Below are 21,522 nucleotides of genomic sequence, written 5' to 3' on the forward strand. Positions count from 1 at the left end.
GTGTTTTTAATTGTTTTTTATGGCAGATACAAAAAAAAGATCGAATTGTCCTATTAGTTGTGCTCTTGAAATTTGGGGTGACAAGTGGTCATTACTAATTGTTAGAGACCTATTGTTCTTCAAAGAGCGTACTTACAGTGATTTTCTAAAATCAGAAGAGAAAATAGCAACCAATATTTTGGCCACCCGGCTGCAAATGCTGGAAGAGAATGGAATCATTACTAAATTAGATCACCCCGAAAGTAAGGCTAAGGTTTTATACAGGCTCTCACCCAAAGGTGTCGACCTATTACCTTTAATAATAGAAATAAATGTGTGGGCTGACAAGTACTTAACGATCCCCGCTGAGCAAAAGGCATTGCTAAAGGAGATAAGAAAAAACAAAGAAGCGTATATCAAAAAGAGAATCAAAGAACTGAAAATAGAGTATTCAGCCGATCGTTCATAACGAGAACAAAAAATAGAACTAATTAACCTATACGGTGAACCCTGAAGTTTTTTGTTCATTAACTTTGCTCCATGGTTCAAAATGCAAATAAGACAAAGAATGAAAGACAGTAATATTAAAAACCTAACGTCGATATGGCTTTTAGCCGGAAAAGCATTCAATGCAAGGCAAACGATTTCGGGCTTTGAGGTTATCAATATACCTTTTTCTGAATGGCCAAACAGAATATGGAGCCAACAGCAAGCAACACTCTCGGATAGAAGAGATGTTGTAAAGGATATAATGCAAAAGAACAACCCTTCAATAACTTTTTCCGAATGGAGAGAGTTGGATGATAATGATTCTGCCAATGAATATGGACTAAGATTAAAGAATGAGCAGATCGGCATGTCTTTGTGTTTAAGAGATTATAACACACAACAAACGGATAATAAGCCGATTGAGTTTATCCGGATTACGGATAGAGCCGACGCTAAGCTATGGAGTAATTTATTCTTTCAGTCATTTGGCTATCTGATATCCGATGAAGTGATTTGCGAGATAAAAGATCAAGTGGAATTCTACAATTTAAAATATAAGGGACAATTAGTAGGAACCGTAATAATTTATACACTTGACAACTCTGTGGGAATTCACAGCCTCGGTATTACGGCAGAATTCAGGAAGAAAGGCTTGGCTGAAAAGGCTATGAATGCAATCCTATCCAAAGCTCAAAAAGAGAACCTCGATTATGGCCATTTACAATCCTCGCCAATGGGGATTAACCTATACAAGAAACTAGGATTTAAAGAGATATTCAAAATGTATAATTATATACTTAAGTAACACATTTTTAGCACTCACAGTACGAGTAAGGTATACAGATGCGACAAATATTCAGACCAAAACGCTCGTTAAATATTCTTTGAATAAATGAAAGAATGGGGTATTTCGCGCTCCTTTCCATTGAGATTTCTTCACTTCTTTTTATATTTGCACCGCGAACTAGTAGAATATTCACTCAACTTTAGGCTTTTAAGCCAGGCAAGACTAATGGAGAAAGTAAATGCAGTAATTACAGGAGTCGGCGGGTATATTCCCGATTATGTTTTGACCAATGATGAAATATCCAAGATGGTAGATACCACCAATGAGTGGATTATGGAGCGTATTGGCATAAGAGAGCGGCATATCTTAAATGAAGAAGGCCTCGGAACCTCTTATATGGCTCGCAAAGCCGTAAAGCAATTACTATCGCGCACTCAAAGCAATCCGGATGAAATTGATTTGGTTATTGTGGCAACTACAACTCCCGATTACCGTTTTCCCTCAACAGCTTCTATCATATGCGAGAAGTTAAAGTTGAAATACAGTTTCGCTTTCGATATGCAAGCTGTTTGTAGTGGTTTTTTGTATGCATTGGAGACAGGTGCAAACTTCATTCGTTCCGGAAGGTATAAAAAAGTGATTGTGGTAGGAGCGGATAAGATGTCGTCAATAATAGACTATACCGACCGATCTACCTGCCTATTTTCGCGGACGGTGCGGCAGCCGTTTTACTGGAACCGACTACTGAAGAAGTAGGTATTATCGATGCTGTACTTAAAACAGACGGCAAAGGACTTCCATTCTTGCATATCAAAGGGGGAGGTTCGGTATGTCCTACTTCCTATTATTCGTTGGACAATCATTTGCACTATATTTATCAGGAAGGACGTACCGTATTCAAGTATGCCGTAGCTAATATGTCGGACGCTTGTGAATCGGTCATTGAAAGAAATGGGCTGACAAAAGACGATGTAAATTGGGTTATCCCCCACCAAGCCAACCAACGTATTATCAGTGCTGTAGGTCAACGCTTAGGCATGCCTTCCGAGAAGGTCCTGGTAAATATAGACCGGTATGGAAATACCAGTGCAGCTACTCTCCCACTCTGCATTTGGGATTTTGAAAATCAATTAAAGCGAGGGGATAATTTGATTCTGACAGCTTTCGGAGCAGGATTCGCATGGGGAGCTATTTATATAAAATGGGGATATAATAAAAAGTAAGTATGATGATGCTACTGATCATCTATAGATATTGAATCTTTTAATTCAGACAATTTGGCTCGAATGCATCGCTTCTTTAGCGGGAGCATAAATGTAATACAGCCGATCAGTCCAATACGACTAGGTGCTTCGAAGGTGAGATTATCTTTAACATCCTCTCCACCCCATTACCTACACCTAGGTATTCACGTTTTAATAATTGCCGATTTATAGTTATTGATTATCTTTTAGGGTTCGAATAACTTTGCGGACTCAAAATAAGTTAATACCAATAACTAATTTTACGTGAATAAAATAAGCCACCTATATAATTTCGAAGATATATATAATCAATATTGGGAGAAAGTTTACTTGCAATGTGCTAGTAAGTTGAACGATACGGAAATCGCCAAAGACCTGACACAAGATATTTTTCGATCTTTATGGGAAAGGCATGAAGAGCTCGTAATAACCATATCCATAGAGCACTATCTGGCTAAAGCCACTAAACTCAAGGTGCTGGAATATATACGCAATGAAGCCGTCAAACGTAGACACAATCAACTATTGGCTGACAACTCCGAACCAATAACAAGCGTAACCGAAGAAGAATTGAACTACAAAGAATTATACGAACGACTGAAATTCCTGATTGGATTCTTACCTACACAATGCCGGAATGTTTTCACGTTAAGTAAGATAGACGGACTGAGCAACAAAGAGATCTCATCCGAACTAAACATATCGGAAAGAGCTGTAGAATATCACATAACCAAAGCATATTCTTTTCTTCGCAAAAAGATGAAAGACTTTAAACTATTCCTCTCTTTTTTTACGATATTTGCCACGCTAGTTAAATAAAATCATTTATGCATATCCATTCCACAAGTACCGCAATCTTAAAGTATATCCTTTGCCTGTATATCGTAGTACTCGCTACGGCTTGCACAAATACAGAAAAGTCTGATAAATTCCGCATCTACTTTCGGGGAGAAGACAGGCATAAAGAGCAGATCTTTACACTTGCCGACCTGTCTCAAGGGTATGTGGATGCGACTCAGCAAGGAGAAGTATTAGATTCAGATATTTGTTACGACCTTTATTACCACAAAGGCGTGTATTATGATATAGACCGACCCGACAAGATAAAGAAATACATACTCAAAAACGGTCGCCCGGCCTTGGAGAGTTCTTGCGAGATTGCACAGATGACTGAGATTGAAACCCATACATGGATCAACGACACCGTATTGGCCGTTATCGGTTTGGACAGCAAACACCGGAATCCGGTATACGCATTTATTGATACCAAAGAATTCAAAGTAAAGCAATATGGCGAAATTCCAATCCCCGATGACAACTCCTACCAACGGACATCAATCGGTTTTGCAGCAGTAGCAGGCGATGTTATGTACATCACCTACGTTTACCACCAACTATCGGCCGATAGCTACACCACATCGGAAGCGATCAATCTGATCACGCTCGATTATCCGCAAATGACCGTGCGACATAATTCGTCGAACAACCGGAGCACCTATGAAATGAAGAATGGGCGACACCAACCGACTATGGCAATAGGAGCCGATAAGAAATTCTATTTCCTCACAAATACCTCCAGTGGATTCGGACAGATGGAGCATATACCATCCGGTGTATTGAGAGCTAATATGAAAGAAGAGAATCTCGACGATCATTATTTCGTCAACATCACCGACACCTTGAAAGGTTGCTATCCAACGGCCATCTGGCATGTATGGAACGATATTTTTCTACTCAAATGCGAGCGAACGGATCTGATGTCTTCGTGGGAAGACTACCTCGAAGAGCGGGTGTTTGAATACTATGCACTCAATGTCCGTAACAATAGTCTTACCAAGCTAGACTTACCCTTGGACACTCCCTGGTACACAAACAATGTCCTTGTAGATAATGACGTGGCCTATATAGCGAATAATGCCGAAGACGGCTATACCTTTTGGCTATTCAACCCGAAAGACAACAGCCTTAAAAAAGGACTAAAGCTAGATCCTTCTGTCAAACGAATCTTTAGCATCGATCTGAACTGATGTTTTTACTAATAAAAGTTAAAGTCAGATTTTGACTTACGGGTATCTTTCAGTTAAGCAACTTAGTGGTATAAACAAAGATATTCGATAAGAAGTCAAGAAGATGAAGAATAGAGAAATCAGCTCCAAGTTGTTGGAGAAATATATAGAAAACTCAGCCACCGAGCAAGAACGAGACGCAGTAGAGCAGTGGCTAAATGCTGAAACGTTTGACGAAGTAGAATCGTCTGCTTCATTCCAAGCTAACAAAGAGCAAATAAAAAGAGAGATCTGGAACAACCTGCCTCCCGGACAAACCGAGAAGATCAAAAGATTCCCACGCTCACCCAAGACATTCCGATATGCAGCAGCGGCGGCAGTTATATTCTGTCTCACCTCGTTTGGGCTTCTGCATCTCCTGACCGATTCGAACCATACGGCATCTTCGCAGCAGATCGTACAAGTATGTGACCATCCCACCTTTATCCCTGTCGAAAATGATACGGAGATTCTTTTTGTGTCAGAGACAAGCGGAGCGAACAAACTTTCTCAGAAGATGGCCTGCAAAGAAGGAAACACGTACCTGGCTATAAAGGTTAAATTCAGATCCGAAGAGAAGTTACTGGTAGTCAACGAAAAAGACATCCAGCACCTACCGCCTTTTCTGAATCTATACATAGCCAATCAGATTAAAAGCTAACTCACAAACTCCACATTAATGAAAATAAAAATGCTATTTGTGCTTATTCTACTGATAAGCACAACCCCCTTTACGGCTCAAAACAAACAAAACCGAACTCTATCGGGTACCGTATCGGACATCTACAAAACCCCTCTCCCATTCATCACAGTGGGTCTTGAAGGTACTTCGATAGGAGTCGTAACGGATGAAAACGGGAAGTTCACAATCTCAGTTCCTCCCGGCAACTTCTTCCTGATAACTTCATCGCTGGAGTACGAACCGCAGAAAATAAACCTTTCCGATTTCAAAGAAAGACAAAAGCCCCTTCAGATAACCCTGAAAAAGAGAAAAGAAACCGACTTGAGCGAAGTGATCGTCTACGGTAAAACAACCGCCCAACAAATTAAAGAAGGCGCATTCTCTGTCAACGTGATCGATCTCAGCAAATACGCCAATTCCACCACAGACGTGAATCAGGTATTGAAACGTACAACTGGAGTCACCATCCGCGAAGACGGCGGTATGGGTTCCGACTTCACCTTCAAGATCAACGGATTGGATGCGAAGATCTTTATCGATGGCGTACCGATGGAAAACTTTGGCAGTTCAATGAGCCTAAACAATATTCCGGTCAACCTGGTTGAACGCGTCGAAGTATACAAAGGCGTCGTTCCGGCCTATCTGGGTACAGATGCTTTAGGGGGAGCTGTGAACATCATCACCAAAAGAAAGAATCGACGTTTCCTGGATGTGAGCTATGGTTACGGATCGTTTAACACCCACCAAGCATCTCTGGTAGGTTCAATGAGCGACTCAAAGACAGGTTTCGTTGTCAAGCTAAACAGCTTCTACAACTACTCCGACAATGACTACACGATGTACACCAACGAAAAGTACAACGTTATACTCGAGAAAGTGCAAGACGGTCACTATGTGCAAATTGACAAAGCCAAACGTTTCCACGACAGATACCGCTCGGCCATGGGACAATTGGAAGTCGGCTTCGAAAATCGCAAATGGGCCGACCGAATCCTTTTCGGCTTGTTATATTCCGAAAACAACAAACAGAATCAGTTAGGAGCAACCATCAACACCGTGAAAGGAGGCCAATGGTCGGAAAGCAAATACATCATGCCTACCCTAAGCTACCAGAAGAACGACTTGTTTATTCCCCGGCTCTATGCGGATTTGTACACGTCCTACTCCAAGAACACGGTAAACGTACGAGATACAGCGACCTACAATTACGACTGGACCGGCCAATGGGTAAGCCCGCATTCCACCGAACTGGACCCAGGCCATAACAAATATATCTATAAGAATCTCGTCACCCGCATTAATTTAAACTACGATTTAAATAGCGAGCGGACTCAAAGTCTGAACCTGAATTACAACTACAATACCATCACTCAGAATAGTTATGATTTAATCAAGTACCCCTCGCAAGAGCTCGATCTACCCAGTCGCTTGAGCCGACATATCGGAGGGCTGGCCTGGCAAGGGCTTTGGTTCAACCGCAAACTGACATCCATCGTATCCGTGAAATACTACGGAATGGATACCTCCAAGGAGATAGACGAAAGAGTGATGGGAAATAACAATACCGTACTCTCCGGAACAATCGTTAAACAGAAAAAGTTCTTCAATTACTACAGTGGTAGCCTTGCTCTTCGCTATCAGTTCCAAGAAGATCTCGGAATCAAATTCTCTGTCGAGAAAGCATACAACCTGCCTTCCATGACCGGACTCTTCGGAGATGGACAAAACTACCTGTCCAACTGGGACTTAAAACCGGAACAGAGTAAAAACATCAACCTGGGTGCTTACTACAACTTTTTTTTAAACAACGTACACTATTTCAATATAGACGTATCTACGTTCTACCGAAAAGCGTCGGACTACATCGCCACCAAAATCGTATCAGTCTCCGGTAAAGACTATTATCAGATGTACAACGAGCCCGGAGTGAATCTATACGGATTAGAAGCCGAACTACGTTATGGCTATAAAGACCTGATCCAACTAACCGTCAACGGAAGTTACGACAAAGCGATAAACAACAAGAAATACAGCGATGAGACCAATTCGCAAGTGAGCCTGACCTACAAAGATCAGTTGCCCAACCGCCCATGGATGTACGGAAACGCCGATCTTACGTTCTCGAAGAAAGACCTGATCGGTAAGAATACCCGTTTGCAAGTATCTTGGCTGTACCAATACGCTCACTGGTTTTATTTAAGTTGGGAAGGTCTTGGTTACAAACATACCAAGGACTTTATTCCCTCACAATCGGTTCATTCCGTCATACTGGGTTACTCGTGGAAAAACGACAAATACAACTGGTCTTTTGAAGCCCGCAACCTAACCAACGAACGGTGTTACGACAACTTCCGCCTACAAAAACCGGGTCGGGCGTTTTATATGAAATTCAGATTATCAATCATGTAATATTAATAATTAAAACTTAAACAAATGAATAAAACATTTATTGCCATTCTTGGCTGTCTAACCATCGGATTTAGTTTCTTCGCTTGTAGTGACAGCCCGGAGAATAACGGTGGAGAGATCAAGATACCAAACGAATACGCTCTATGGATAACCGCCACCGACGGATCTTACATTCTTACAACCAATGATTTAATGAAAGATACAGTTCTTTCACCGGCCAACAATCAGGGAGTTGACATCACAGGCTATCTGCCGGCGGCATTTTACGGTGTATATGCCTACAGTTACGGAGGTAAATACTACCTGTCTAACGATGGTACGCGATTCAGCCAGTTTGAAATAACCGACAACGGTCAGTTCAAAGAGAAGAACAACATGGCATTCGGCCATAGCTTCTACATTGGTAAAGTACTCGAATATCTCAGCACCGACAACGAGATGGTATTCACCCACACAAGTGGAAAAGAAGACCGGACTAAAAACGTGCTAAAGAAGCCGATCTACTTCATGGATACCAACAGCATGACGATAACCAAAGAGTTGACGGCTGAAATTCCTTTTCTAGACTATCCCGTTTATCTGGAAAACGGAGATATAGACCCGACAACGATGAATGTATCCAGCATGGAAGTGCGTGGAGACAAAGCATTCTTCGGGTATTACTTCTATAATTCGAAATGGAAAGCGCTCAGCGATAGCATGTATATCTATGTTTGCGACTATCCGGGCATGGGAAATGGAAAAGTATTGAAAGACTCCAGAGGGGGAAGCATCGATGCGCACTGGTCTATAGAAAGAAGATCATTCTTCGATGACAACAAGAACCTTTATTATATTACCGCAAAGCCTAACGGTGGTAAATCGCTCATCCGAATCAAAAACAATGAGACTGAGATCGACCAACAATATCTATTCGACCTGAGCGACTACAATTTCGGCGACGGAAACATCGTTGAGCTGGGCAATGGCAAAACTTACATTGCTCCTTATGTAATCGACGCAGCCAACAAAAAGATTGTTGCCGACTTAAGAATTCTGGCAGGAGGAGCCGAACCTAAAACGACCATGAACTTCGTTGAGAACGGCAAACTGTATGACGTCTTTAAAACCGATGAATCCAGATGGTTTGTCTACGAATACGACCCCACCACAAATACAATGAAACGGGGACTTGAAATCGATGGCGGTGTCTCTTGGGTATACCACGTAAACAAATTAAAGTAAATGACAATCAAACGATTCGCTTATAAATTGCACCTTTGGCTCGGACTTTTGTCCGGGCTAATTGTTTTTATTGTCTGCCTGACAGGTGCTATCTGGGCGTTAGCGATCAATGGATGGGTAAAAACCGATTCGCCGACAGAAATAATAGTCCCGTCACAAGCTTCTCCCGTTTTGTCACCTTCGGAGATTACCGCACAGGTGCAGGACAGTCTACTCGGCCACTCGCCCAATTATATCACCTATTCGCATGCTGCGCCCACCCGCATAGGCACGTATGGTAAAGATTACAACATAGCCCTATCCGTCAACCCGTATACCGGAGAAATTTATTCGGCCACTGACTACCTGCAGAACAATAAAGGAGACAAAGGTTTCGACTTCTGGTCGTTCATCGGTACAGGTCACAGATCACTCTGGCTACCGTGGAACATCGGGCGTCCGCTGGTAAATTACGGTACCCTGATATTCGCGATAACTCTTCTCACCGGATTAATAATCTGGTTTCCTAAAAGTAAAAGAGCAGCCAAAAACAGGTTTTGGTTCAACTGGAAAAAGAACAGTTCAACCAATCGTAAGATCATGGATCTACACAGCGTACTCGGGTTTTACATCTGTTTCTTCTTACTCGCAATCGCTTTTACAGGCATGGTGTGGGGCATCGAATGGTGGTCTAAAGGATTGTACAAGGTAACCACCGGAGGAAAAGATTTACCCGAACGGCAAGCAGTACAGTCGGATACGTTGAAAATAGATAGCTTGATGACACCGGAACTTGCGGTCGACTGTGTGTTTACGAAATTAATTACCGAGAACCCACAAGCATACGGCCTACGCATAAGTTATCCCGACTCAGCCAATAAAGCCTCAACCGTTCAGGCAACAGTCTACAAAAGCAAAGACACCTACTACAACGCCGATTATTACACATTCGACCGGTACAGCTTACAAGAAATCAAGTCAGCAGGACCTACAATGGGAAGTATGCAGATGCAAGTCCGGGAGATAAACTTCGTCGGATGAATTATGAAATCCATGTTGGTTCGATACTCGGCACACCCGGAAGAGTTTTAGCTTTCCTCGCAGCCCTGTTCGGAGCTAGCCTTCCTGTCACAGGAGCCTACATATTCATCAAACGAACTCGGAAAAAGAAGAAAAAGAAAAGTCGTACCCCCGATTTACAGTAAACCGGAGAGTTCAGGATTTAGGTTCATACTCGAATCCTGGACTCTTTTTCTATCTTCTCCCCTGCCTATTTAATACATTATATCCCCTACTGCGTATATTTATCGTTTCAAACGTAGATAAACAACGCACCTTCCTCAACCTTCAAAAAGTCCGATTCCGTACTCCTAGCTCTTTCGTATCAAGCCACTGTTACAGTTTTTATTAGCAACTATTTTCAGCCAAACAAAATATTACGTATCTTTGCCGCATGTTAAATACAAAACGTAATTCGGATTTGGTGTTTTAAACAATCTGTGCTTCTGATACAGGTTGTCCCTTCGTTACTCTCGGATAAGTCTTTTCGAGGGTAGTTCTTCTATTATTATAATTTTAGTTTTAATCTGCGTACAATGAGGATGGCATTGTTATGCCTTCACGTGTATGCTATATACATTAAGATAATGAGTAACGAAAATAAAACAATTCACGAATTCGATTTGAGTTTAATTTGCGACTATTTCTCAAACATGGAACGTCAAGGACCCGGAAGTCCTGAAGTAACCCTCAAAGCGCTTAGCTTCATTGATAATCTGACCGAACATTCCCGCATTGCCGACCTCGGTTGCGGTACGGGTGGACAGACTATGACCCTTGCCAAACATATTCAGGGAAAGATTACCGGACTCGATTTCTTTCCCGACTTTATCAAGATCTTCAATCACAATGCAGAGCAGTTAGGCGTGCAAGACCGGGTAAAAGGTATCGTCGGTTCGATGGATAACCTCCCTTTTCAAGATGAAGAGTTAGACCTGATCTGGTCGGAAGGAGCCATTTACAACATCGGCTTTGAACGGGGTTTGAAGGAGTGGCGTAAGTATTTGAAAACAGGCGGATATTTAGCCGTTTCTGAAAGTTCGTGGTTTACCGATGAACGTCCTGCGGAGATAAACAAGTTCTGGATGAATGCGTATCCTGAAATAGATACCATTCCCAATCAAGTAGCCAAGCTACAGAAAGCCGGCTATCTTCCCGTAGCTACCTTTATTCTACCGGAGACTTGTTGGACAGACCATTATATTGCTCCCAAAGTTACAGCCCAGCAGCTATTCCTGAATAAATATGCAGGTAATAAAGCGGCCGAAGAATTCGCAGCTCTTGAACTTTATGAGAACGAATTATACCGCAAGTATAAAGCGTTTTACGGCTATACATTTTTCATCGCAAAAAAGATCGAGCTATGATAAATCTAAACGCCTATGGTTGGAATGAGAAGTTAAACCAACTGAAACAAGAATCAGCATTTAAAACTCTTAGTCACGGCCGCGTATCCACCGTACACCGAACATGCTACGAGGTTATTTCCGTAAACGGACTCTTTCAGTGTGAGCTAACAGGAAGTCTAATGTATGGAAAGTCGGACTTTGAACTCCCTTGTACAGGCGATTGGGTGATTTTTCAACCATTCGACGACAACAAAGGGATTATCGTTGATCGTTTACCCCGTGAACGGATATTATATCGCAAGAAAAGCGGATCGGTTGCCGACAAACAAGCTTTTGCTTCGTATGTCGACAAAGCGTTTATTGTGCAAAGCTTGATGATAATTTCAATGTTCGCAGGGTAGAACGTTTCATGGTTCAAATATTGGAAGCAAACATCCATGCTGTATTGGTACTCAATAAAGCCGATTTGGATTTCGACAGACCGAAGATTGAGGAGCAAATGAAACATATTGCCCATCAGATGCCAGTGTTTTTCACAAGTATTCATCAACCTCAAACGATTCTCCGGCTACGGGAGTCTATATCAGAAGGCGAAACGATTGTGTTTGTCGGTTCTTCGGGCGTGGGGAAAAGTTCGCTGGTTAACGCGCTTTGCGAGAAATCGGTATTGCTTACATCCGATATAAGCCTCTCCACAGGGAAAGGCCGACACACTTCGACCCGACGTGAAATGGTCTTAATGGAAGGTTCGGGTGTTTTGATCGATACTCCGGGCGTTCGGGAATTCGGCTTAACGATCGATAATCCCGATTCGCTTGCTGAAATGCTAGAGATTTCGGACTATACAAGCTCGTGCCGTTTCAAAGATTGCAGTCATGTTAACGAACCCGGATGTGCTGTTTTAGAAGCAGTAGATAGCGGTACGTTAGACCGTAAAGTTTATGAAAGCTATTTGAAGCTCCGACGGGAAGCGTGGCATTTCTCTACCTCCGAACATGAGAAACGTAAAAAGGAGAAATCTTTTTCTAAACTCATAGACGAAGTAAAGAAGCGTAAGGCTAATCGCTAATTTCCAGTTGAAACAGTGCAGGTATTCTTTGAGTGGGAATATCTGCACTGCTATTATACAAAGAGCACTTTGCGCAATGATACAACACACTTATGACTTAGTCACTTTTTCGAATATCACTCAGTATATCAACTAATTGCAATGCGCCTTCTTTTTGACGATCATTTTATTCTGATGAGCGATAGCTAGTGCATACTTCCCCCAGAAACAGAGTGTTCAATTCACCAAATTAGCCTTTTTAGAACTGTATTATGCGTAACTATTAGTAGATTTAAGCAGTCATATTTCAGGTTTATTTCCTTTTATTTTCTGTTGCACATATTGTACGACGGCTGTTCCACATTATGTGGGACACGTGCTTCACAATATGTGAGTCAGCTGTTCCACAGTTGTGGAACAGGAAATATTATGGGTAAAGATGTCTTTTACTAGTTGTTTATTACTATCTGCCGAGGGATTTTTGTTAAGTGCACAGTCTTTGGAAATCGGAATTATCTATTGAGTAGATCAGTCTCAGAAAAGTAGACGCAATATATCGAACTATCAATCAATCGTTTATGGCAAAAAGTGATTATGACTAGATGCCTCTTTACATTTTGTCACTCGCTTAAATTGGGTATGTTACCGGTTAGTCCATCAGGATAGCCCATACCAATTACGAAAGCAAAATGCGATCACAAACTTCTCGAAGAAAGAAGCAATGAAGAAGGATAAATACACCTCAAATCTATGAGAGATACCTCAAAAAGAATGAGAGATAGGCCAAATAGGAAGCAAAAATGCGAGAAAATTATGAGAGATACCACTTTTGAAAAGCATCTCTCATTGTGTATAACATTGATTATCTGATGATTGATCAAAAAACAATGAGACCATGAGAGATAAAAACTTTTTTCTTTCTTGGAGAGAGAGGTTTTACGACGCAAAGCGGGAACATTTGACAGGGAAAAGCCCGCAAGTCTTTGAATAATTCCGCTATTCCAGCCAGCTTTTCATACGATCTGCACGATCCGAAAACAAACGTCTAAACGTTTATTTTAAGCACCCTGATCTTTTCACTGAAAGACCTCGATGTTTTTTTTAAAGATCTAGACGTTTATGGAGTACGCGCCTTGACTTTACCTGATTTCAGTTTGCTTGATTTAAGCCAACCGCTTCTTTCGGTATAATCAAGGACCAGACTTTATGCAATTGAGCACTTTACTTACTCTACGCAAGCGAATAAGTAACCATAGCCAAGCAATCAAGTAACTATAGTCGAGCAGTCAAGTAACTATAATCAAACACTCAATTTACGTTAGCTGAGCAGTCAACTTCTGTCAAAGACCTGCGAGGTTTGGGCAGCACCCGGAGCTTTTCAACCGGAGCTAAAAAAGGTTTGCCCGAATTCCCTAGGGGAACTCGGGCAAAGTAGCCTTCATTATTAGCGTTTAGACGAAAAGCCTTTTAAAATTCGCTGGTGAAGTGGAATTTAATATGCTTAAAGTCAATTTGTGCCATCTGGAGGACATAGCCGGAATCAGCTAGAAAAACATCTCTCCCCTCCCGGTCTTTGGCCATATACTGGTATTTACGTTTCTTAAATGCGTCCAGTTCTGCCGGGTCGTCACTCTCCACCCAACAAGCCTTATACAAGCTCAGCGGTTCCCAACGACAGGAAGCGTTGTACTCGTTCAATAGACGATACTGAATTACCTCAAACTGCAACTGTCCGACTGTACCAATGATTTTGCGTCCGTTGAACTGGTTAACAAACAACTGGGCAACCCCTTCGTCCATCAATTGATCGATTCCTTTCGCCAATTGCTTTTGCTTCATCGGATCGGAGTTCTCGATATACTTGAACATCTCCGGTGAGAAGCTCGGCAAACCACGGAAGTGAAGCATCTCTCCTTCGGTCAGCGTGTCGCCAATTTTAAAACTTCCATTATCCGGCAGACCAATAATGTCGCTGCAAAGGCTTCGTCAATGGTCGTTTTGCGCTGTGCCATGAATTGCGTGGGCGAAGAGAAACGCATGGTTTTGCCGTGACGTACATGCAGATAGGGCGCATTACGCACAAACTTACCGGAACAGACTTTACAGAAAGCAACGCACGAACGGTGATTCGGGTCGATATTGGCCGTAATCTTAAAGATAAAACCAGTAAACTTCGCTTCATTCGGTTCCACTTCACGTTCTTCAGCCTGTATAGGACGAGGACTTGGAGCAATTTCCACAAAGCAATCCAACAATTCCTGTACACCGAAGTTATTCAAAGCCGACCCAAAGAAAACAGGTGCGCATTCACCGGCAAGGTATGTATTCTCATCAAAGTCCGAGTAAACACCTTCAATCAGTTCAAGATCACCACGTAATTTATCGGCTAACGTTTTACCAATGCGGGAATCAAGTTCTTCGGTATGGATATCGACCTCTACCTTTTCAGTTACGACCTGTTTAGACGGCTGATAAAGATTCAGTTGCTCTTCATATATATTATATACGCCTTTGAAACGCGGCCCCTGTTCGATAGGCCATGATAACGGACGTACCTTAATCATAAGTTCTTCTTCGAGTTCATCAAGCAAGTCGAACGGATCTTTACCTTCGCGGTCGAGCTTGTTGACAAATATAATAACGGGGGTATTACGCATACGGCATACTTCCATCAGCTTACGGGTTTGTGTCTCCACCCCCTTCGCTCCATCGACTACAATAATAACGCTATCTACAGCGGTCAACGTACGGTAAGTATCTTCGGCGAAGTCCTGGTGTCCCGGTGTATCGAGGATATTGATTTTATAATCATGGTAGTCGAACTCCATCACGGAAGTCGTTACCGATATTCCACGTTGCTTTTCAATCTCCATCCAGTCGGAGGTTGCCGTCTTCTTGATTTTATTACTTTTCACCGCACCGGCTACCTGAATCTGTCCACCGAAGAGCAATAGCTTTTCGGTCAACGAGGTTTTACCGGCATCCGGGTGCGCGATAATGGCGAACGTACGCCGTCTTTTTATTTCTGTAATATCCGTCATTTAATTTTCGATATTTAATTTATCCAGGCATTGCACAAGGCTTTCTTCCCAATGGGGTATGTCAATGCCGAAAGTCTTTTTTATTTTAGTTTTGTCCAACACCGAGTAATGTGGGCGGTTTGCTTTTACCGGATAATCGGCTGTATGTAGGGGACTTACTTTACATGTCGTGATCCCGCTCAACCGATGGATAGCCAAGGTGAAATCGTACCAGGAGCAGACACCTTCATTGCTGAAATGGTAGACTCCGCGAACGATACCTTTATTTATAATTGTACAGATAGCCTGAGCAAGGTCGCCAGCATAGGTCGGTGTGCCGATCTGATCGAACACAACACCCAACGTTTCGCGCTCTTTACCTAAGCGAATCATCGTTTTCACAAAATTATTGCCGAATGTGGAATAAAGCCAGGCCGTACGGATGACCACTGCTTGTTCGCAAGCCTGCATCACTTCCTGCTCCCCTCCCAACTTGGTTGTGCCATAGATGGAGTTGGGACAAGGAGAGTCTGTTTCCAGATAAGGCACATGAGTAGTGCCGTCGAATACATAATCTGTAGATACTTGTATGATACCGGCTCCGTTCTGTTGCGCAACACGCGCCAATATGCCGGGAGCCACCCGATTCAGGGTATCACATAGTTCAGGGTTATCTTCTGCTTTATCTACCGCCGTGTAGGCAGCACAGTTGACAATCATCTCGATCTGATTTCCGCTAACAAAAGCCGACACCGCTTCTTCATCGCAGATATCCAGTTCTTGTATATCGGTAAAGTAATACGTATGCTGCGAATTATCTTTTGCTAGAATTCGCATCTCATTGCCAAGTTGTCCGTTGGCCCCAGTCACTAATATTCTCATTTAATCTTCCAGATTTAGTTCTCCTTTTTGATCCTTATCATAATAGTTGGCGAGCATGGAAAGAAAGTTGCTAATGGCTTCCATGGCTTTATGGGTGCCGTCGCTTATCTCTTTTTTCTGCAAACGCAGAAGTAACATACCATATAATGCCTCGAAACAGGTTTCCAATTCCGGTTCTTCTTTGTGCCCGCTTTTAGCACGCAGCTCTACTATGAAAGGAAGAGCCTTGAAGTAAGCGGCACTGAAAAAGGGAAACTTAGGACTGGATATCAAACGGTTATTCAGTTCAGTCAGATTGATTATCACATTCCGATTGATCTGCAAATGCCCTTTTTCGCGGACTCCTTCTTCAACCATCATGGTCAACAAATTGGTATACCATTCACGCAAGTCCGGGCGTTGTTCTTCCGGATAACGAGCAATCACATGCTGCTCGATTTGTTCCATATCGCACCGATTGGCACGAAGCAGGTCTTCTTCCTGCCACATGTAAATGAGATACTCTGCTATATTTCTCTCTTTCAGTTGTTGTGCTATTTGATTCATGTTTTCTCTGATTTAATAAAGCGACTCACCTAAGAATGTGAATATCAACCCCGCTACCGACACCAATATTACAATTCCCCCGATTATGCGATTTAACAACCAAATGCCACGCAAATTAAACTTCGTACGTACTTTATTAACAAAATAAGTGATTCCGAACCACCATGACAAGGCCCCTAAAGCGATCGCAAAGTAGCCCGTTATTTCCTCAAACACTAACACACCGGGCTGCACGAATGCAAAACGGGCGAAAAGTCCGATAAATAAAAAGATGATTAATGGATTGGAAAGTGTGACGGCAAACGCCGTTATAAAGTTATGGAAATAAGTTCCTTTACTGGAAGAAGCTGGACGAATAGACTGAACCGGATTGCTGCGAAAGGTGTAAATACCAAAAAGGAATAGCATAATACTGCCCAGTAATTGTAAATAGAAAATGTTTTTATTGATATAGTCGAACACAAAGCTCATGCCATAGCCAGTCAGCAAAGCATAAGCAATATCGCTCAAAGAGGCTCCTAAACCTGTTACGAAGCCATACCAGCGGCCTTTATTAAGGGTGCGCTGTATGCAAAGAACCCCTACCGGACCCAGTGGCGCGGACACGACAACTCCGATAATAAATCCTTTTACTAATATATCAAATATCGTTTCTATCTGAATCATGTCGCAAATATCGCACTTTTTTATGATACGGGAATAGGTTATTAACGTTTTTTCGATTCGAGCTTGACAAATTCATACTTTTATATCGGAAGCAATACGATTTTGTTTATCTTTGCACACAGAAAAATCTGTAAATTCAAAATAGACACATGATTCTTTTTTTCAGAACCCCTTCCAAGAGCGTGATTGCCGTAGAGAGTAATCAACCGCTCATCTCAGACGATAGTAATAAACTCTGCTGGCTTTTTGGCGAAGCTGTGACGGAAAGTGAAGAAAACTTGAAAGGCTACTTCGTTGGACCACGTCGCGAAATGATCACTCCCTGGAGTACAAACGCGGTAGAAATCACCCAGAACATGGGGATTGAAGGACTTAGCCGCATTGAAGAGTATTTCCCGGTTCAAGACGAAAACGCCGATTACGACTCCATGTTGCAACGCATGTACAAAGGGCTTAATCAGGAAATATTCACAACAAACCGGCAACCGGAACCAATCCTTTACATCGATAATCTAGAGGTGTATAATGAGAAAGAAGGACTGGCATTGTCGGAAGAAGAAATGGACTATCTGAAGAAGATGGAAAACGATTTGGGACGTAAACTTACTGACTCAGAGGTTTTCGGATTCGCCCAAATTAACTCCGAACACTGTCGCCATAAAATATTTGGTGGTACGTTCATCATCGATGGAGTTGAGCAGGAATCGTCTTTATTCCAATTAATCAAGAAGACAACTCAGGAAAACCCCAATAAGATCATTTCTGCCTATAAAGACAATGTGGCTTTTGCAGAAGGCCCGGTTATTGAGCAATTCGCTCCGGCAGATCATTCTAAACCCGATTTTTTCCGGATTAAAGAAATCAAAAGCGTTATCTCGCTAAAAGCGGAAACTCATAACTTCCCTACAACTGTTGAACCGTTCAACGGAGCTTCAACCGGTACAGGTGGTGAGATTCGTGACCGTATGGCGGGCGGTAAAGGCTCATGGCCGATTGCCGGTACTGCTGTGTACATGACTTCGTATCCGCGTACTGAAGAGGGACGCGAATGGGAAGATATACTACCGGTTCGGGAATGGTTATATCAAACTCCGGAACAGATCTTAATAAAGGCTTCTAACGGTGCATCCGACTTCGGTAACAAATTCGGCCAACCGCTGATTTGTGGTTCCGTATTGACATTTGAACATGCGGAAAACGAGGAAGAATATGCCTATGACAAAGTTATTATGCTTGCCGGTGGAGTGGGTTATGGCGCTGAACGCGACTGCCTGAAAGGTAAACCGGAAGTAGGTAATAAAGTAGTGGTTATCGGAGGGGATAACTACCGCATTGGACTGGGTGGCGGTTCGGTTTCTTCGGTTGACACCGGACGCTATAGCAGCGGTATCGAACTAAATGCCGTACAGCGTGCGAATGCTGAGATGCAGAAACGGGCGAACAATGTAATTCGCGCGCTTTGCGAAGAGGATGTGAATCCGGTTGTATCCATTCATGATCACGGTTCTGCCGGACACGTCAACTGCTTATCGGAATTGGTAGAAGAAAGTGGCGGTTTGATCGACATGAGCAAATTGCCTATCGGAGACAAAACATTGTCAGCTAAAGAAATCATCGCGAATGAAAGTCAGGAGCGTATGGGATTACTTATTAAAGAGGAAGCTCTGGATCATGTTCGCAAGATTGCCGAACGCGAACGGGCACCGATGTATGTGGTTGGCGAAACGACAGGCGATCATCACTTCTCTTTCCAACAAGCCGATGGCGTACGTCCGTTTGACTTGGCTGTAGACCAAATGTTCGGTTCTTCTCCGAAAACATATATGATCGACAAGACTGTGGAGCGTCATTATAAGATGCCTGAGTATGAATTGTCGAAACTTCATGAATACTTAACGAATGTATTGCAGCTTGAAGCTGTGGCATGTAAAGACTGGCTAACGAATAAGGTAGACCGCTCTGTAACAGGCCGGGTAGCTCGTCAGCAATGCCAGGGCGAACTTCAGTTGCCTCTGAGCGACTGTGGAGTTGTAACACTGGACTATCGGGGAGAAAAAGGAATCGCTACTTCGATTGGCCATGCTCCGCAAGCTATTTTGGCGAACCCGGCAGCAGGATCTATTCTTTCTGTTTCTGAATCGCTTACCAATTTAATATGGGCTCCGCTAGTTGATGGCATGGACAGCATTTCTCTTTCTGCCAACTGGATGTGGCCATGCCGCTCACAAGAGGGTGAGGATGCTCGTTTGTATACGGCGGTAAAAGCGCTGAGCGACTTCTGCTGTGCACTGCAAATCAATGTTCCTACCGGAAAGGACTCGTTGTCAATGACTCAGAAATATCCGAATGGCGAGAAGGTGATTTCTCCGGGAACGGTTATCGTATCTGCCGGAGCTGAAGTTTCAGACGTTAAGAAGGTTGTTTCTCCGGTATTAGTGAATGATGAAAAAACAACGCTTTATCATATCGACTTTAGCTTTGACTCACTGAAACTCGGTGGTTCTGCTTTCGCACAATCATTGGGCAAAGTAGGTAACGAGGTTCCTTGTGTACAGGACTCGGAGTATTTCCGCGACGCATTCTTGGCTGTACAAGAATTGGTTCACAAGGAACTGATTCTAGCCGGCCATGATATTTCAGCCGGTGGTCTGATTACGACCCTGCTCGAAATGTGCTTCGCCAATGTGGAAGGTGGATTGGATATCAACCTCAACCAGATTAAGGAAAATGACCTTGTGAAGGTTTTGTTTGCAGAAAATCCGGGTATTGTTATCCAGATCAGCGACAAGCACAAAGAGGAAGTTAATAAGATATTGGAAGAAGCAGGTGTGGGATATGTCAAATTGGGTAAACCAACCGACGAACGCCACATTCTCGTGACTAAAGAGGATGCTACTTACCAATTTGGTATCGATCATATGCGTGATGTATGGTACTCTTCTTCTTACTTGCTCGACCGCAAGCAATCGATGAATGGTTGTGCCAAGAAGCGTTTTGAAAACTATAAGATGCAACCTTTAGAGCTAGCTTTCATGCCGGAGTTCAAAGGAAAGCTTTCACAATATGGGCTTGACGCAGGCCGTCGGACTCCAAGTGGCATCCGTGCTGCCGTTATCCGTGAAAAAGGATCGAACAGTGAACGTGAAATGGCCTACGCACTTTACCTAGCAGGTTTTGATGTGAAAGATGTCACGATGACAGATCTCAGCAGCGGTCGTGAGACTTTGGAAGACGTCAACATGATTACGTATGTAGGCGGATTCTCCAACTCCGACGTTTTAGGTTCTGCCAAGGGCTGGGCCGGTGGTTTCTTGTATAACCCGAAAGCTAAAGAAGCGCTTGATAAATTCTATGCGCGTGAAGATACACTTTCGCTAGGTATTTGTAACGGCTGTCAGTTGATGATCGAACTGGGACTTATCAACCCCGAACATGAGAAGAAGAGCAAGATGCTTCACAATGATTCGCATAAGTTTGAATCAGAGTTCACCAGTGTCACCATTCCAACAAACCGTAGCGTAATGTTCGGTTCGTTGAGCGGAAGCAAGATCGGTGTATGGGTAGCTCACGGTGAAGGTAAATTCTCTCTTCCGTATGACGAGAGCAAATATAATGTTGTAGCCAAATACAACTACGATGAATATCCGGGCAATCCGAATGGATCGGATTATTCGATCGCTGCATTGGCTAGCGCAGATGGACGCCACTTGGCTATGATGCCACACCCGGAACGTTCGATTCTTCCTTGGCAAAACGGATATTATCCGACTGACCGAGTAAAGAACGATCAAGTAACTCCGTGGATGGAAGCATTTGTCAACGCTCGCCGCTGGATCGAAGGCAAGGTAAAATAACCTTTTCTTCTGTAAAATAAATAAAGACTGCTACTTTGATTGCTCTCCGAAATGTGAGATTAAATACTCCCGGAGACCAATCAAAGTAGCAGTCTTTTATTTTCCTCCGTCTACACCTCCCCCGATGCGTAGACAAAATATGGATTGGAAATATTTCTCAACAAATAAACGCACTAAGCCTTACCCTAAAGCGTCGCAATCGCTTTAAAACAATGCGTATCCTTATCTTCCTCTAAAATTTTGCATATCCAAAAAATCTT

General features: G+C 42.8%; 14 protein-coding genes and 3 pseudogenes. 13 read left to right on the forward strand and 4 right to left on the reverse strand.

Annotation, left to right across the window (positions count from 1 at the left end):
* The first annotated feature begins 19 nt into the window (after positions 1 to 19).
* From JCM10512_RS07260 to rsgA, 12 genes and pseudogenes are all read left to right on the forward strand, one after another.
* Positions 20 to 448: a winged helix-turn-helix transcriptional regulator gene (locus JCM10512_RS07260; protein ID WP_044161777.1), complete on the forward strand. Its 429-nt coding sequence runs from the start codon at positions 20 to 22 to the stop codon at positions 446 to 448.
* A gap of 99 nt (positions 449 to 547) precedes the next feature.
* Complete coding sequence (locus tag JCM10512_RS07265) at positions 548 to 1,273, forward strand: GNAT family N-acetyltransferase (protein ID WP_044161779.1); 726 nt, start codon at positions 548 to 550, stop codon at positions 1,271 to 1,273.
* A 207-nt stretch (positions 1,274 to 1,480) separates the two neighbouring features.
* Positions 1,481 to 2,478 (forward strand): annotated as a pseudogene (locus JCM10512_RS07270) (beta-ketoacyl-ACP synthase III).
* A gap of 285 nt (positions 2,479 to 2,763) precedes the next feature.
* Positions 2,764 to 3,318, forward strand: coding sequence for an RNA polymerase sigma-70 factor (locus tag JCM10512_RS07275; protein ID WP_044161781.1), 555 nt, complete (start codon positions 2,764 to 2,766; stop codon positions 3,316 to 3,318).
* Positions 3,319 to 3,326: 8 nt separating this feature from the next.
* Positions 3,327 to 4,526: a DUF4374 domain-containing protein gene (locus tag JCM10512_RS07280; RefSeq protein WP_044161782.1), complete on the forward strand. Its 1,200-nt coding sequence runs from the start codon at positions 3,327 to 3,329 to the stop codon at positions 4,524 to 4,526.
* A 103-nt stretch (positions 4,527 to 4,629) separates the two neighbouring features.
* On the forward strand, positions 4,630 to 5,205 hold the full coding sequence (locus JCM10512_RS07285) for a hypothetical protein (RefSeq protein WP_044161784.1): 576 nt from the start codon (positions 4,630 to 4,632) through the stop codon (positions 5,203 to 5,205).
* A gap of 18 nt (positions 5,206 to 5,223) precedes the next feature.
* The gene (locus tag JCM10512_RS07290; RefSeq protein WP_044161786.1) at positions 5,224 to 7,635 is read left to right on the forward strand and encodes a TonB-dependent receptor; all 2,412 of its coding nucleotides are present in this window, start codon (positions 5,224 to 5,226) and stop codon (positions 7,633 to 7,635) included.
* Between the two features lie 24 nt (positions 7,636 to 7,659).
* Positions 7,660 to 8,859: a DUF4374 domain-containing protein gene (locus JCM10512_RS07295; RefSeq protein WP_044161788.1), complete on the forward strand. Its 1,200-nt coding sequence runs from the start codon at positions 7,660 to 7,662 to the stop codon at positions 8,857 to 8,859.
* Positions 8,860 to 9,879 carry a PepSY-associated TM helix domain-containing protein gene (locus JCM10512_RS07300; protein WP_052517139.1) on the forward strand — a complete coding sequence of 340 codons (1,020 nt, stop codon included), beginning with the start codon at positions 8,860 to 8,862 and terminating at the stop codon, positions 9,877 to 9,879.
* Complete coding sequence (locus tag JCM10512_RS22425; RefSeq protein ID WP_369346464.1) at positions 9,786 to 10,043, forward strand: PepSY domain-containing protein; 258 nt, start codon at positions 9,786 to 9,788, stop codon at positions 10,041 to 10,043. The genes JCM10512_RS07300 and JCM10512_RS22425 overlap by 94 nt, the downstream gene beginning before the upstream one ends.
* Positions 10,044 to 10,484: 441 nt before the next feature.
* The gene (locus JCM10512_RS07305) at positions 10,485 to 11,264 is read left to right on the forward strand and encodes a class I SAM-dependent methyltransferase (RefSeq protein ID WP_044161790.1); all 780 of its coding nucleotides are present in this window, start codon (positions 10,485 to 10,487) and stop codon (positions 11,262 to 11,264) included.
* A pseudogene (gene rsgA / locus JCM10512_RS07310) lies at positions 11,261 to 12,315 on the forward strand (ribosome small subunit-dependent GTPase A). Before JCM10512_RS07305 ends, rsgA begins: the two are co-directional and overlap by 4 nt.
* A gap of 1,446 nt (positions 12,316 to 13,761) precedes the next feature.
* On the opposite strand, the pseudogene JCM10512_RS07315 reads toward rsgA, so the two are convergent.
* The 4 genes and pseudogenes from JCM10512_RS07315 to JCM10512_RS07330 form a co-directional block, all read right to left on the reverse strand.
* Positions 13,762 to 15,335, reverse strand: a pseudogene (locus tag JCM10512_RS07315) (peptide chain release factor 3).
* Positions 15,336 to 16,196 (reverse strand): dTDP-4-dehydrorhamnose reductase, encoded by an 861-nt coding sequence (rfbD, locus tag JCM10512_RS07320; RefSeq protein ID WP_044161792.1) that lies wholly within the window; start codon positions 16,194 to 16,196, stop codon positions 15,336 to 15,338.
* Positions 16,197 to 16,742: a DUF4924 family protein gene (locus JCM10512_RS07325; RefSeq protein WP_044161794.1), complete on the reverse strand. Its 546-nt coding sequence runs from the start codon at positions 16,740 to 16,742 to the stop codon at positions 16,197 to 16,199.
* 12 nt (positions 16,743 to 16,754) lie between these two features.
* A complete protein-coding gene (locus JCM10512_RS07330) occupies positions 16,755 to 17,408 on the reverse strand; it encodes a LysE family translocator (RefSeq protein WP_044161795.1) in 654 nt (217 codons plus the stop codon).
* A gap of 149 nt (positions 17,409 to 17,557) precedes the next feature.
* Here JCM10512_RS07330 and purL point away from each other — a divergent pair, with 149 nt between their 5' ends.
* Entirely contained in the window at positions 17,558 to 21,262 is a 3,705-nt protein-coding gene (gene purL, locus JCM10512_RS07335; protein ID WP_044161798.1) for a phosphoribosylformylglycinamidine synthase, read from the forward strand.
* Positions 21,263 to 21,522: the final 260 nt, after the last annotated feature.

The organism is Bacteroides reticulotermitis JCM 10512 (genome assembly GCF_000517545.1).
In the GTDB taxonomy this organism is placed as follows: Bacteria; Bacteroidota; Bacteroidia; order Bacteroidales; family Bacteroidaceae; genus Bacteroides; species Bacteroides reticulotermitis.

Coding starts and splice junctions, on each gene's coding strand:
- JCM10512_RS07330 (WP_044161795.1), bottom strand. CDS start 17,408: ATGATTCAGATAGAAACGATATTTGATATATTAGTAAAAGGATTTATT.
- JCM10512_RS07295 (WP_044161788.1), top strand. CDS start 7,660: ATGAATAAAACATTTATTGCCATTCTTGGCTGTCTAACCATCGGATTT.
- JCM10512_RS07305 (WP_044161790.1), top strand. CDS start 10,485: ATGAGTAACGAAAATAAAACAATTCACGAATTCGATTTGAGTTTAATT.
- JCM10512_RS07325 (WP_044161794.1), bottom strand. CDS start 16,742: ATGAATCAAATAGCACAACAACTGAAAGAGAGAAATATAGCAGAGTAT.
- JCM10512_RS07300 (WP_052517139.1), top strand. CDS start 8,860: ATGACAATCAAACGATTCGCTTATAAATTGCACCTTTGGCTCGGACTT.
- purL (WP_044161798.1), top strand. CDS start 17,558: ATGATTCTTTTTTTCAGAACCCCTTCCAAGAGCGTGATTGCCGTAGAG.
- rfbD (WP_044161792.1), bottom strand. CDS start 16,196: ATGAGAATATTAGTGACTGGGGCCAACGGACAACTTGGCAATGAGATG.
- JCM10512_RS07265 (WP_044161779.1), top strand. CDS start 548: ATGAAAGACAGTAATATTAAAAACCTAACGTCGATATGGCTTTTAGCC.
- JCM10512_RS07290 (WP_044161786.1), top strand. CDS start 5,224: ATGAAAATAAAAATGCTATTTGTGCTTATTCTACTGATAAGCACAACC.
- JCM10512_RS07285 (WP_044161784.1), top strand. CDS start 4,630: ATGAAGAATAGAGAAATCAGCTCCAAGTTGTTGGAGAAATATATAGAA.
- JCM10512_RS07260 (WP_044161777.1), top strand. CDS start 20: ATGGCAGATACAAAAAAAAGATCGAATTGTCCTATTAGTTGTGCTCTT.
- JCM10512_RS07280 (WP_044161782.1), top strand. CDS start 3,327: ATGCATATCCATTCCACAAGTACCGCAATCTTAAAGTATATCCTTTGC.